General features: G+C 73.7%; 11 protein-coding genes. 1 reads left to right on the plus strand and 10 read right to left on the minus strand.

Going from position 1 to position 12972, the window contains the following annotated elements; genetic code table 11:
* Positions 1-39: 39 nt before the first annotated feature.
* The 5 genes from tsaE to glmS all read right to left on the minus strand — a co-directional run bounded on the left by tsaE (position 40) and on the right by glmS (position 6091).
* Complete coding sequence (tsaE, locus tag BN6_RS38085) at positions 40-492, minus strand: tRNA (adenosine(37)-N6)-threonylcarbamoyltransferase complex ATPase subunit type 1 TsaE (RefSeq protein ID WP_231904856.1); 453 nt, start codon at positions 490-492, stop codon at positions 40-42.
* Positions 489-1592 carry an alpha/beta fold hydrolase gene (locus BN6_RS38090; protein WP_041315533.1) on the minus strand — a complete coding sequence of 368 codons (1104 nt, stop codon included), beginning with the start codon at positions 1590-1592 and terminating at the stop codon, positions 489-491. Before BN6_RS38090 ends, tsaE begins: the two co-directional genes overlap by 4 nt.
* Positions 1589-2701 carry an alanine racemase gene (gene alr, locus BN6_RS38095; RefSeq protein ID WP_015105204.1) on the minus strand — a complete coding sequence of 371 codons (1113 nt, stop codon included), beginning with the start codon at positions 2699-2701 and terminating at the stop codon, positions 1589-1591. The genes BN6_RS38090 and alr overlap by 4 nt, the downstream gene beginning before the upstream one ends.
* Positions 2702-2742: 41 nt before the next feature.
* A complete protein-coding gene (locus BN6_RS38100) occupies positions 2743-4143 on the minus strand; it encodes a bifunctional ADP-dependent NAD(P)H-hydrate dehydratase/NAD(P)H-hydrate epimerase (protein WP_015105205.1) in 1401 nt (466 codons plus the stop codon).
* Between the two features lie 85 nt (positions 4144-4228).
* Positions 4229-6091, minus strand: a complete 1863-nt coding sequence (glmS, locus tag BN6_RS38105; RefSeq protein WP_041315537.1) for a glutamine--fructose-6-phosphate transaminase (isomerizing) — start codon at positions 6089-6091, stop codon at positions 4229-4231.
* A gap of 134 nt (positions 6092-6225) precedes the next feature.
* Here glmS and BN6_RS38110 point away from each other — a divergent pair, with 134 nt between their 5' ends.
* Positions 6226-7071 (plus strand): dienelactone hydrolase family protein, encoded by an 846-nt coding sequence (locus BN6_RS38110; protein ID WP_015105207.1) that lies wholly within the window; start codon positions 6226-6228, stop codon positions 7069-7071.
* A gap of 220 nt (positions 7072-7291) precedes the next feature.
* Here BN6_RS38110 and BN6_RS38115 read toward each other — a convergent pair whose 3' ends face one another.
* The 5 genes from BN6_RS38115 to glmM form a co-directional block, all read right to left on the minus strand.
* Positions 7292-7768 carry a hypothetical protein gene (locus BN6_RS38115; protein WP_015105208.1) on the minus strand — a complete coding sequence of 159 codons (477 nt, stop codon included), beginning with the start codon at positions 7766-7768 and terminating at the stop codon, positions 7292-7294.
* On the minus strand, positions 7765-10713 hold the full coding sequence (locus BN6_RS42775) for a WXG100 family type VII secretion target (RefSeq protein WP_015105209.1): 2949 nt from the start codon (positions 10711-10713) through the stop codon (positions 7765-7767). Before BN6_RS42775 ends, BN6_RS38115 begins: the two co-directional genes overlap by 4 nt.
* Positions 10713-11015 (minus strand): hypothetical protein, encoded by a 303-nt coding sequence (locus BN6_RS38125; protein ID WP_015105210.1) that lies wholly within the window; start codon positions 11013-11015, stop codon positions 10713-10715. The genes BN6_RS42775 and BN6_RS38125 overlap by 1 nt, the downstream gene beginning before the upstream one ends.
* Positions 11016-11181: 166 nt before the next feature.
* Positions 11182-11595 carry a hypothetical protein gene (locus tag BN6_RS38130; RefSeq protein ID WP_041315540.1) on the minus strand — a complete coding sequence of 138 codons (414 nt, stop codon included), beginning with the start codon at positions 11593-11595 and terminating at the stop codon, positions 11182-11184.
* A gap of 25 nt (positions 11596-11620) precedes the next feature.
* The gene (glmM, locus tag BN6_RS38135) at positions 11621-12955 is read right to left on the minus strand and encodes a phosphoglucosamine mutase (RefSeq protein WP_015105211.1); all 1335 of its coding nucleotides are present in this window, start codon (positions 12953-12955) and stop codon (positions 11621-11623) included.
* Between the last annotated feature and the right edge of the window lie 17 nt (positions 12956-12972).

Raw genomic sequence — 12972 nt, forward strand, 5'->3', positions numbered from 1 at the left:
CCGGGCACCGGGGGACGCCCGGTGCGGCGACCGGGCGCTTCAGACCGGCAGTTCGCGCTCCGACCACGTCCCGTGCGGCTCCAGGCGGGCGGTGCGCACGTCGTCGTCGTGCCGTTCCAGCGTGATCAGCAGGTGGTCCTCGGACAGCCGCTCGGCGACGCCCTCGCCCCACTCCACCGCCACCACCGCGTCCACCAGGTCGGTGTCCAGGTCGAGGTCGTCCAGCTGGTCCAGGTCGCCGCCCAGCCGGTAGGCGTCGACGTGCACCAGCGGCACGCCGCGACCGCCGGGCGCGGGGTCGTGCACGCGCGCGATCACGAACGTCGGCGAGCTCACCCGCCCGCGCACGCCCAGGCCGGCCGCGAGCCCGCGCACCAGGGCCGTCTTGCCGGCGCCCAGCGGGCCGGCCAGCAGCAGCAGGTCGCCGCCGCGCACCAGCCCGCCCAGCCTGCGCCCGAACTCCTCGGTGTCCTCCACCCTGGGGAGGGTCACGCTCGTCGCCACCACCGCCGCCTGTTCTCCGTCCGTTCCACGGCACTGCGCCGGAGCAGGCCCACCAGGTGCCCGGTGACCAGGTCCGGCTGTTCCATCATCACCATGTGCCCCGCGCCGGGTGCCCGGACCAGCTCGCCGTGCGGCATCTCCTCGGCCATCCGCTCGGCGTGCGAGAACGGGGTCAGCTTGTCGGCGTCGCCGCTGATCACCAGCACCTCGCAGTGCCGCAGGCCGACCAGCGCCTTGTACCGGTTGTGGGTGCCGAGCGTCTCCAGGAACTCGGTGAGCACCTGCACGGTCGTGCCGTTGATCATCTGCTCCATCAGGTCGACCAGCGACGTGCTGGCCTTGCCGTCGCCGAACGCCAGTGCCCGGATCCCGGTCCAGGTCAACGTGTTCGCCCGCCGCCGCACCCACTCCACGAACCCCGGCTGGAGGCCGGCGAGCCGACCCACGCCCAGGGTGACCGGGTTGTACCGGGACAGCACCGAGCGGGGCAGCCCGGCACCGCCGACCGCGCCCGCCGCCGTGCCGACCAGCGCCACGCCGCGCACCCGGTCGGCGAACAGCTCCGGCTGCTCCTCGGCCAGCGCCATGATCGTCATGCCGCCCATCGAGTGCCCGACCAGCACCACCGGCCCGTCGGGCACCACGGCCCGCAGCACCGAGTCCAGGTCGTGCGCGAGCTGCTCGATCGTGCTCGACTCGACCGCGCCGCGACCGGACCGGCCGTGACCGCGCTGGTCGTAGAGCACCAGGCGGACCCTCGGCCCGGTCAGCGCGGCCAGGTCGCGCCGCTGGAAGTGCCAGCACCGCCGGTCCAGCGCGAAGCCGTGCACCAGCACGACGGTCAGCTCGGGCTCGCCGCCGTCGGCCGGGTCGACCTCCTCGACCGAGAGCGGCACGCCGTCCTCGGCGGCCACGGTCGACTCGCGGGTGGGCGTGAGCCGGCCCAGCGGCTCGTCGGCCAGCGGGTCGTCGGCCTGGCGGTCGTCGGCGACCTTCTTCTGGTTCGCGGCCACGCCGACCGCGACGCCGGTGGCCGCCGCGCCCAGGATCCCGCCGGCCCAGCCGACGGCCTTCCACAGCGTGTTCACCGGTAGGTCCTGGTCACCCGGGGCCGGTACATGCCGGTGACGATCTCGTAGTCGATGGTCCCGGTGATGTCGGCCCACTCCCGGGCGGTCGGCTCGCCGTGCGTGCCCGCGCCGAACAGCACCACCTCGTCGCCCTCGGCCACCGGGTCGTCGCCGCAGTCCACCACCACCTGGTCCATGCACACCCGGCCGACCACGGGCCGTCGCGCGCCGGCCAGCCACACGTGCATCCGGTTGGACAGGGTGCGCGGCACGCCGTCGGCGTACCCGACGGGCACCAGCGCCACGGTCGTCCCGGTCTTGGCCGTCCAGCTCATCCCGTAGGACACCGACTCGCCGGCCGGGATGCGCTTGGCCAGCGCCACCGACGAGCGGAACGTCATCACCGGCCGCAGGTCGAACGGCTCCGGCACCGGGTTCAGCCCGTACGCCGCGATCCCCGGCCGGACCAGGTCGAAGTGCAGGTCGGGGCGGGTCAGCACGGCCGCCGAGTTGGCCAGGTGCCGGATCGGGTCCAACCCGGCCGCCACCGCCTCGCGGTAGGCGTCGTCGAACCGCTCGGCCTGCGCGTCGGTCGCCGGGTGCCCGATCTCGTCGGCGACCGCCAGGTGCGACCACACCGCGTGCACCCGCACCTCGGGCGTGGCCGCGGCCTTCTCCACCAGCGCGCCCCACTCGTCGGGCCGGGACCCGTTGCGGGACAGCCCGGTGTCGATCTTGAGGTGGACCCGGGCCGGCCGGCCGACCCCCCGCGCCGCCTCGGCCACGGCGGCCAGCTGCCGCAGCGAGGACACCGACAGGTCGACGCCCGCCTCGACGCCCGGCGCGTAGTCCGTGCCCGCCGGGTCCAGCCAGGACAGCACCGGCGCGGAGATCCCGGCGGCGCGCAGCACCAGCGCCTCGGCCAGCGAGCACGAGCCCAGCCAGGTCGCGCCCGCCTCCAGGGCGGCTCTGGCCACCTCCACGGCACCGTGGCCGTACCCGTCGGCCTTGACCACGACCATCGTCTCGGCGCGGGACGCCAAGCGGGCCAGGTACTCGACGTTGTGCCGGAGGTTGTCGAGGTCGATCACGACCTCAGCGCGAGGAGCGGCCATAACACCGTTCATGGTGACACAGGGTGGGTGCGGCGGGCGCGCGCGGGCGCGGGTCAGGACGCCTCCCGCCGCGCGGCGCGGATCGCGTCCGGCACCGCCGACAGCAGCGCCGACGCCGGGATCGGCGCGCCGTCGGCGGCCAGCTCGGCCGCCAGGACGTGCACCCGGGCGGCGCAACCGGCCGCGAGCAACGGGTCCAGCCCGGCCGCCAGCAGCGAGCCGATCAGGCCGGAGAGGACGTCGCCGGAGCCCGCCGTGGCGGCCCACGACGTGCGGGCGCGGTTGACCAGGACCCGGCCGTCCGGCGCGGCGACGACCGTGGCGTGCCCCTTGAGCAGGACCACGGCGTCGAACTTCCCGGCGGCGCGCCGGGCCGCCGCCACCCGGTCCGGCCCCACCTCGCCGGCCAGCCGCTCGAACTCGCGGTCGTGCGGGGTGAGCACGACCGGGGTGTCCGGGTCGCGGGCGTCCCACAGGTCCGGGTTGTTGGCCAGCATGGTGATCGCGTCGGCGTCCGCGCACACCGGCACCCCGGCCTCCAGCACCGTGCGCAGCACGTCCTCCGCACCGAGCCCGGTGCCCAGGCCCGGCCCGACCACCCAGGACTGCACGCGGCCCGCGTCGGTGATCGACCCGGTGCAGATCGCCTCCGGCCACTGCGCCCGGACGCCCTCGGCCGCCGCGCCCGCGTACCGGACCATCCCGGAGGTGGCCAGCAGCGCCGACCCGGTCGCCAGCACGGCCGCGCCGGGGTAGGTCGCCGAACCGGCGGCGACGCCGGTGACCCCCTGGGTGTACTTGTCGTCGTCCCGACCGGGCACCGGCCAGGCCGCGCCGACGTCCGCGAGGTCGAGCTCGACCAGGTCCGGCCCGCCGAGCTCGGGCTCCAGCCCGAGGTCGACCAGGCGCACCTCGCCGCAGTCGGCCAGCGCGTGCACGGGTTTGAGGCAGCCGAACGTAACGGTGACGTCGGCCCGCACGGCGGGCCCGTCGACCGCCCCGGTGTCCGGGTCGACGCCGCTGGGCGAGTCGACCGCGAGCACCGGCGCGTCGAGGTGGGCGACGTGCTCGGCCGCGGCGGGCCGCAGCGGGCCGCGCCCGGAGAGCCCCACGATCCCGTCCACCACCAGGTCGACGTCGCGCAGCCGGTCGACCACCCGCCCGCCGGCCCGGCGGAACGCGGCGAGCCCCTCGGCGTGCGCCCGAGCCGGGTCGAGCAGCACCGCGGACACCGCGATCCCGCGCCGCAGCAGGTAGTACCCGGCCCACAGCGCGTCGCCGCCGTTGTTGCCCGCGCCGACCAGCAGCCCGACCCGCCGCCGGCCGTCGAGCAGGTCCACCGCGGCGACGGCCACGCCGAACGCCGCCCGCCGCATCAACGACCCGGCGGGCACCCGCGCCAGCACGCGCTCCTCGGCCGCCCGAACCCGATCAGTGGTCCACAGTCCCCGCATAGCGCGACAGCCTGCCTCCTCGCCGCGGTCGGCGCACCGCCAGGGGGCGGGCTGATCGCCGCGGGCTGATCCGCCGGGTGGCGGACTACTCGACCGTCACGGACTTGGCCAGGTTGCGCGGCTTGTCCACGTCGTAGCCCCGGCTGCGGGCGATCTCGGCGGCCAGCACCTGCAACGGCACGGTGGAGATCAGCGGCTGGAGCAGCGTCGGCACCGCGGGCACCTCGATGAGGTGGTCGGCGAACGGCCGGACCGTCTCGTCGCCCTCCTCGGCGATCACGATGGTCCGCGCGCCGCGCGCCTGGATCTCGCTGATGTTGGACACCAGCTTGGAGTGCAGCACCGCGCGGCCCTTGGGCGAGGGCATGACCACCACGACCGGCAGCCCCTCCTCGATCAGCGCGATCGGCCCGTGCTTGAGCTCGCCCGCCGCGAAGCCCTCGGCGTGCATGTAGGCCAGTTCCTTGAGCTTGAGCGCGCCTTCCAGCGCCACCGGGTAGCCGACGTGGCGGCCCAGGAACAGCACGGCCTTCGAGTCGGCCAGCTCACGGCCGAGCGCGCGCACCTGCCCGACGGTCTCCAGCACCCGCTGCACGGCGTGCGGCATGGCCTCCAGCTCGTGGAACTCGCGGGCCACCTCGTCCGGGTACTTGGTGCCGCGCGCCTGCGCCAGCGCCAAGCCGACCAGGTAGTTCGCCGCGATCTGGGCCAGGAACGCCTTGGTCGACGCCACGCCGATCTCCGGGCCGGCGTGCGTGTAGAGCACGGCGTCGGATTCCCGCGGGATCTGCGCGCCGTTGGTGTTGCACACGGCCAACACGCGCGCCTTCTGCGCACGGGCGTGCCTTACGGCTTCCAGGGTGTCCGCGGTCTCGCCGGACTGCGACACCGCGACGACCAGCGTGTCCCGGTCCAGCACCGGGTCCCGGTAGCGGAACTCGGAGGCCAGCTCCACCTCGACCGGCAGCCGGGTCCAGTGCTCGATGGCGTACTTGGCCACCAGCCCCGAGTGGTAGGCCGAGCCGCAGGCCACCACGAACACCTTGTCGACGTCGCGCAGGTCCTGGTCGGACAGGCGCTGCTCGTCCAGCACGATCCGGCCGTCCCGGAAGTGGCCGCGCAGCGTGTTCGCGAGCGCTTCGGGCTGCTCCTCGATCTCCTTGAGCATGAAGTACTCGTGGCCGCCCTTCTCGGCGGCCGAGAGGTCCCAGTTGACCGTGAAGGGCTTGGCCTCGGCGGCCTCGCCGTCGAAGTCGGTGACGGTGTAGCCGGACCGGTCGATCACCACGACCTGGTCCTGGCCCAGCTCCACGGCCTCGCGGGTGTGCTCGATGAACGCCGACACGTCCGAGGCGACGAACGTCTCGCCCTCGCCGACCCCGACCACGAGCGGGGACGAGCGGCGCGCGGCGATCACCGTGTCCGGCTCGTCGGCGTGCGTCACGACGAGCGTGAACGCGCCTTCGAGGCGGCGGACCACGGCGCGCACGCTGGCCGCGAGGTCGCCCTTGGTGTCGCCCTCGGCGTAGGCGAACGCGATCAGGTGGGCGGTGGTCTCGGTGTCGGTGTCGCTGCTCATCTCGACGCCGCGCGCTTCGAGCTCGGCGCGCAGGGCGGCGAAGTTCTCGATGATCCCGTTGTGCACCACGGCGACCCGGCCGCTCACGTCGCGGTGCGGGTGGGAGTTGCGGTCGATCGGCGCGCCGTGCGTCGCCCACCGGGTGTGCCCCATGCCCGCGGTGCCCGCGAACGCCTCGCGACCGACCTCGTCCAGCCGGGCCTCCAGGTTGCCCAGCCGACCCGCCTTGCGCTCCACGGCCAGGCCGCCCCCGCCGTCGAGGACGGCGACGCCCGCCGAGTCGTAGCCCCGGTACTCCAGCCGCCGCAGCCCGTCGAGCACTACGTCCAGCGCCGAGCGGTGGCCCACGTATCCCACGATTCCGCACACGCCGCACAGAGTAACCAGACCAGCGGCGTCACCCGATAGGGCCACTGGAGGATGTTTACCCAGGTCACAGCTCCAAGTGGTGTAGACCAATCGGGACGCGCGGACCCGGTGCCCGATCGACTACCGTTGCGCCGGTGAGCGGCTACTCGGCGAAGCAGGTGCTCGACCAGCTCAGCAGGCCCGGCGAGCACCCGGTCCTGCGCGGTGACCTGGCCCTGGTCGGGCTGCCCGGCCTGGTCTACACCCCGGCGGCGGGCCTCGGCCTGCCCGCGGTGGCCTTCGGGCACGGCTGGTTGCAGCCGGTCGAGCGGTACCGGGCGCTGCTGCGGCACCTGGCGTCGTGGGGCGTCGTCGCCGCCGCGCCGGGCACCCAGCGCGGGCCGCTGATGTCGTCCCGGCTGCTCGCCGGGAACCTGCGCACCACCCTCGACATCTGCACCGGCGTGCGCTTGGGCGACGGCGACATCAGCGTCGACTCCGAGCGGCTCGCGGTCGCCGGGCACTCGATGGGCGGCGGCGCGGCCGTGCTCGCGGCGACCGAGGACGAGCGGGTGCGGGCGGTCGTGACGTTCGCCGCATCGGAGGCCCGCCCGTCCGCGCTGGACGCGGCCCGCCGGGTGCGCGTGCCGGGCCTGCACCTGGCCGGCGGCGAGGACCGAATCGCCCCGCCGGTCGGTCACGCGGAGGCGATCGCCGAGGCGTGGGCCGGGCCGGTGCAGCTGCGGATGCTGCCGAAGACCAGCCACCTCGGGTTCGCCGAGGGCCGGCACTGGAGCGAACTCCTGCTCGACGGCAAGGGCGAGCGCGCGGCCCAGAAGCTCGCCAGGGCCCTGACCACGGCGTTCCTGCTGCGGGTGCTCAAGGGCGACAAGCGCTGGGACGCCCTGCTGGACAACGACGTCAAGGGCGCGCCCCTGACCTACCAACGCAGCGCCTCCGGCGCCATCGCCGCCACCCAAACGCAACACGTGTCGCGCTAAGCGACGAACACCGGCCAGCCGTCCCCACAAACGCGACACGTGTTGCGCTAAGTGGCAGACAGTCAACCGCCGCCCCTCCTAACGCGACACGTGTTGCGGTAAGCGCTTTCCCCTAACGCGACACGTGTTGCGTCAGCCGATGCGGTCGTGACGCAGGGGCGTGGGCCCCGGTCCCGGGAGTCCGGGGTCGAGGCCCACGTCCGTCAAGCCGTCAACGGGGTCAGGTGAGCCAGCTCTGGCCGCCGAAGTCGTCGTCATCGTCGACGGGCGCGCGTCGGCGGGGTGCCGGGCGGACCGGGGGCGGGGACGGGACCGCCGGGGGTGGCGGCGGTGGGGTGACCGGGGGCTGCGGCGGGGGCGGGGTGGCCGTCGGCGGGCCCGCGGCCCAGCCGGTGCCGGGGGCCTGGGCTTCGTAGGTCGGCTCGTCGTCCTCGCTGCCGAAGCGGAACTCGCCGCTCTTCTTCTCCGTCGCCGCCGCGGTGCCCCAGCCGCCGGCCGCCTTCTGGCGCTTGCCGGCCTCCTGGATCCGCTCGATGGTCTTCTCGGCCACCGCGGCCTGCTTGTCCAGGCTCGCACCCGCCTTGTCCCGGGCTTCCCGGGAGTGGCGCTCCCGCAGCTCGCGACGGTCCGCGTGCTCCCGGGAGATCTCGTCCATCCGGCTCTTCGCCGCCGCCAGGCGGTCGGACGCGACGCTCATCGGCCCTCCTCACCCAGCACGCCCTGCACGCGGCTGAGGCTCACGTCGTCGTCGAACAACGACCCGGTGGTCCGCCACTGCCCGGGGCTGCGCTCGCTGTCGCCGCCGCCCTGCTGCTGGCCACCGCCGGCCATGCCGCCGCCCATCATGCCGCCCCCCATCATCCCGCCACCGGGGGACGACGTCGCCTGACCGTGCTGGTCCTGCATGGACGGCAGGGACGCCGATCCGGCCTGACCGGCGTTGGACGCGCTGGTGTCCGCGTTCAACCCCTGGTCCGCGCTGCCCGACGGGCTGCTCCACGTGCTGTCCGACCCGGCCGAACCGCCGAGCACGGAGTCCGCGCCGTTGAAGCCGCCCGAGCCGCCGCCGAACACCGACGCGCCGGACGCGCTGGTCGTGCCGCCCGAGTCGGACGCCGCCGCGAAGCCCTGGTCGAACTGGCCGGCGAACGGCTGGCCCCCGAACTGGCCCCCGAACTGCCCACCGAACTGCTGCCCCGGGAACTGCTGGCCGTGCTGCACCGGCACGCCCTGCGGGGGCGTGAAAGCGGCGGTGTCAGGCGCGGGCATGGCGGTGAACGCGGGTGCGCCCGGACCGACCGGTCCGCCGCCCACCCCGACCCCGACGCCGCCCGCGGGCGGACCAGCCGCACCACCGGAGGGCTCGGTGAAGCCACCCGGCGCGGCGGCGGGCTCGGTGAACCCGACCGGAGCGGCGGCCGGCTCGGTGACGCCGGGCGCGAAGCCCGCGTCCGCACCGGGGACGGCCGCGGCCGGCTCGGTGAAGCCCGGCGTGAAGCCCGCGTCGGCACCGCCCGAGGCCGCGGGGTCCGGGGAGCCGGACGCGCCCTCGGCGACGTTCGGCGTGCCCGGGTCGACGCCGAACGCCGGTTCGGTCTGGGCGATCAGCGGGTCGGCGGGCGCGGGCATGGTGGTGACCGGCTCGTCCAGGCCCGGCAGCGGCGGCAGCTCGTCCTTCGGCGAGTCCTCGCCGAACTCGACGCCGTACTCCTCCGGGCTGCCGTCGCCGTTGTCGACGGACAGGCTGATCTCACCGGTCAACGGGTCGACCTCGGCGGTGATGGCCAGGCCGTCGAGCTCGATCAGGGCCTTGCCGTCCGCGCCGGCCTCGACCGGGATCGCGTTGTCCACCGCGCCACCGCCCGCGGTGACCGCCGCGCCGGGAGCGCCCGGGGTCGCGCCCGGGGTCGCCGTGGCACCGGGGGTCGCGGTCGCGCCGGCCAGCGCCGACGCGAGCGCCGCGCCGCCGTTCTGGCCGGTCAGGGCCTGGAGGGCGTCGGGGTTCTTGCTGAAGTCGACGTCGTAGGTCTTCGGCTCGCTGGTGGGCGTGTCGACGGTGATCAGCACGTGGCCGTTCTCGTCCGGCTCGGTGACCTTGATCTCGTTGTCGCCGCTCTTGATGGTGACGGTCTCGGGCTCTTCCTCACCCTTCACGCCGTCCGGCTTGCCGTCGCCGTCCAGGTCGCCAGGCTTGCCGTCGGGCTTGCCGTCACCGTCGAGGTCGTCCGGCTTGCCGTCGCCGTCGAGGTCGTCGGGCTTGCCGTCGCCGTTGGTGTCGCCGGGGATCTTGACGTCGTCGGGCTTGCCGTCGCCGTCCTTGTCCAGCGGGTTCTCCGGCTTCGGGATCTCGGGGACGGGCGGGGTGCCGCCGCCGGGGCCACCACCACCGGGACCGCCACCGCCGGGGCCACCGCCACCAGGGCCGCCGCCCTTCTCGCCGCCGCCCTTGTCCCCACCCTTGTCGCCGCCCTTGTCCCCGCCCTTGTCATCGCCGCCCTTGTCGTCGGCGACGGCGGGGAACGGGTTCTCGAACCCGGCCATGTAGGACGCCAGGGTCTCCCACTTGGCGTCCACCGAGGTCTTGGTGTCCGAGCAGCAGGTCTTGAGCTGCTGGTACAGACCCCAGAACTCGACGTTGAACGACTGCTGGATCCACCGCTTGCACTGGTTGATCGCGAACTCTTTGTTCTCGTCGTTCAGGCTGCAGTCGTCGTCGTTGAGGCGTTCGGCGATGTTGCTGCCGGGCACCACCGAGTCGACCCAGCCGGCGATCTCGCGCACCCGGTCCTTGCCGTAGTCGCCCTCGCCGCGGGCGAACGAGACGACTTTCTCGGCCATGAACGTGTCGGCCTTGGCGACCCGTTCCCGGTACATCTCCAGGACCTCGTCGGCCTTGCTCTTGCACAGCGCGTAGACGCCGCTGACGGCGGTCCGGGTGAGTTCGGCCGCACCGTTGAGCCCATCACCCAGTTCGGTGATCTTCGGGACGATCTTGTCGGTGTAGTGCTCGTAGGACTTGGTGGCGGCCTTGCCCTCCCACTCGCCGTAGAGCGTCTTGAGCTGACCGTCGACGTCGGCCTTCAGCTCGTCGATCTTCGACTTGGCGGTGCTGAACTCGTCGGCTTCGGCGAGGAACTTCTGGAAGTTGATGCCGCGCTGCTCGTTGTACGGCGTCTGGATGTGCTGGCCGAAGTCGAGGTTCGTGGTGCTGCCGAGGCAGTCTCCGGGCCGGTTGTTCCAGATCGGCAGGAACTTCTCGAAGACCTTCAGACCCGCCTGACCAGCGTCGAACAGCTCGTCGGAGGTCTTGGTGCCGGAGCCGGACGCGGTCGGCGGCTGCTTGCCGTCCAGCGTCGTCTGGCCCTGCTGGACCGCCTTGGTCTGCTCGCGGCTGTTGTAGCCCTTGGTGTCGCTCTCGGCCTTCGCCTCGTCGAGGCGGTCCTGCAGGTCCTCGTCGGAGCCGGCGCCCCAGTCCCAGAAGCTGGAGGTGTCGTAGCGCTCCTTGTACGCGTCCGCGCCGTCCGGGATGTCCCACGGCGGGGTGGAGGCGACGTAGGAGTACATCAGCTCCGACTTCTTGTCCTCCGACACGTTCGGGTCGTCGAGGACCGCCTTCACGTCGTCCCAGCTGGGCCCGGCCATCAGTACTGGCTCCCCACGTTTTGCGCGTTCGTCGCCTCGACGTCACCGTACGTCGCGGCTCCGGAGGCGATCTTGCCCGCGAACGCCCCGAGGGTGCCCGCCATGTTCGTGATGCCCTTGCCGAAATTCTCGATCCCGGACTTGTACTTGCCGAAGTGCTGTTTGTGCGCCTGGCCGAATTCGCCTTCGGTGGTCTCGGTCTGGCCGACCTTCTTCAGATCGTCCGCCGTGTCCTTGGCGGCGTCGGAAATGCCCTTGGAGGCTTTTTGCATGGCCTCGGTGCTGGTGCCGTAACCGGCCACGGCGCTTCACTCCCCTCCGTGGCGCGACGGCCACGACCTTCTGCCGAACTCGTCCGTTGTGACGCGACGCTCCGGCGCCCGGTTCCCATCGTGGCACCCGGTGCGGAGGTCCGACGGCTTTTCCGAACGGCTCCTTGCAGGTGTAAACGGCCGACCGGCGAAGGGGTCACGCCTGCCGGGGCGGCTGTCCGGGTCCGGGCGGCGGCGGGGAGTACCCCTGCGGCGGGCCCGGCGGGAACTGCGGCTGCCCCTGGGGAGCCGGGCCCGGCGGGAACTGGCCGGACGGGAACTGGCCCTGCGGCGAGTGTCCGTAACCGGGCTGGCCGTAACCGGCCTGACCGGGCTGGGCCTGGCCGGGCGGGAGCTGACCGGGCGGGACCTGACCGGGAGCGCCGTGAGGAGCCTGGCCCGGCTGGCCGTAGGGGTTCTGACCAGGGGGGACCTGGCCGGGCGGGCCGTAGGGGTACTGGCCCGGCGGCGGCGCGCTGCTCTTGTTCTTCTTCACCAGCACGACGATCACCACCACCAGCGCGGCGACCACCAGGACGAACAAGGTCAACGGGATGATGCCGATACCCATTTCCAGAACCCCCGACAGTCGGCCGTCAGCCCACCGAGGAAACCACACCCGCCAGCCGGCGCGCCGCCGACTCGGCCAGTTCGTGCGTGGGGGCCTCCACCATCACGCGGACCAGCTGCTCGGTGCCCGACGGCCGGAGCAGCACGCGGCCGGTGTCGCCGAGCTCCTCGGTCACCGACGCCACGGCCTCGCTCACCGACGCGTCCCGCGCCACCGCGGCCTTGTCGCCCACGACGACGTTGACCAGCACCTGCGGCAGGCGGCGCATCACGCCTGCCAGCTCGGCCAGCGACTTGCCGGTCTCGGCCATCCGGGACATCAGCCGCAGCGCGGTCAGCAGGCCGTCGCCGGTGGTGGCGTGCGCGGGTAGCACGACGTGCCCGGACTGCTCGCCACCGAGCGCGTACCCGCCCGCGTGCAGCTCCTCCAGCACGTACCGGTCGCCCACGGCGGCAGTGCGCAAGGTCACGCCGTGCTCCCGCATCGCCAGGTGCAGCCCGAGGTTGCTCATCACGGTGGCGACCAGGGTGCCGTCGGTCAGCTCGCCGGCGTCCTTCATGGCCAGCGCGAGCACGGCCATGATCTGGTCGCCGTCGACGTCGTTGCCGGCGGCGTCCACGGCCAGGCAGCGGTCCGCGTCGCCGTCGTGCGCGATGCCCAGGTCGGCCCCGTGCTCCAGCACGGCCGCGCGGACCAGGTCGAGGTGGGTGGAGCCGCAGCCGTCGTTGATGTTCAGGCCGTCCGGGTGGGCGTGGATCTCCACGACCTCGGCCCCGGCCCGGCGGTAGGCCTCCGGGGCGGCGGTGGAGGCGGCGCCGTTCGCGCAGTCCACGACGACCTTGACGCCGTCCAGGCGGTGCGGGGTGACCTTCAGCAGGTGCTCGACGTACTGGCTCTCGGCGTCGTCGATGTCGCGCACCCGGCCGATGCCCGCGCCGGTGGGCCGGTGGCCGACCTCGTCCATCTTGCGCTCGATCTCGTCCTCGACCGCGTCGGCCAGCTTGTGCCCGCCCGCGCCGAACAGTTTCACGCCGTTGTCGGGCATCGGGTTGTGCGAGGCGGAGATCATCACGCCCATGTCCGCGCCCAGCGCGGCGACCAGGTGCGCCACGGCCGGCGTGGGCAGCACGCCCGCCCGCAGCACGTCCGCGCCGGCGGAGGTGAGGCCCGCCACCACGGCGGCCTCCAGCATCTCGCCGCTGGCCCGCGGGTCGCGGCCGACCACGGCGACCGGTCGGTGCGAGCGGTCGTGCTCGGCGAGCACCCGGGCGGCCGAGGCGGCCACCGAGAGCGCGAGTTCCGGGGTCAGGTCGGCATTCGCCAGACCACGTACACCGTCAGTGCCGAACAGCCGACCCATGATCGCCATGACCTCCG

It is taken from the genome of Saccharothrix espanaensis DSM 44229 (assembly GCF_000328705.1).
Classification (GTDB): domain Bacteria; phylum Actinomycetota; class Actinomycetes; order Mycobacteriales; family Pseudonocardiaceae; genus Actinosynnema; species Actinosynnema espanaense.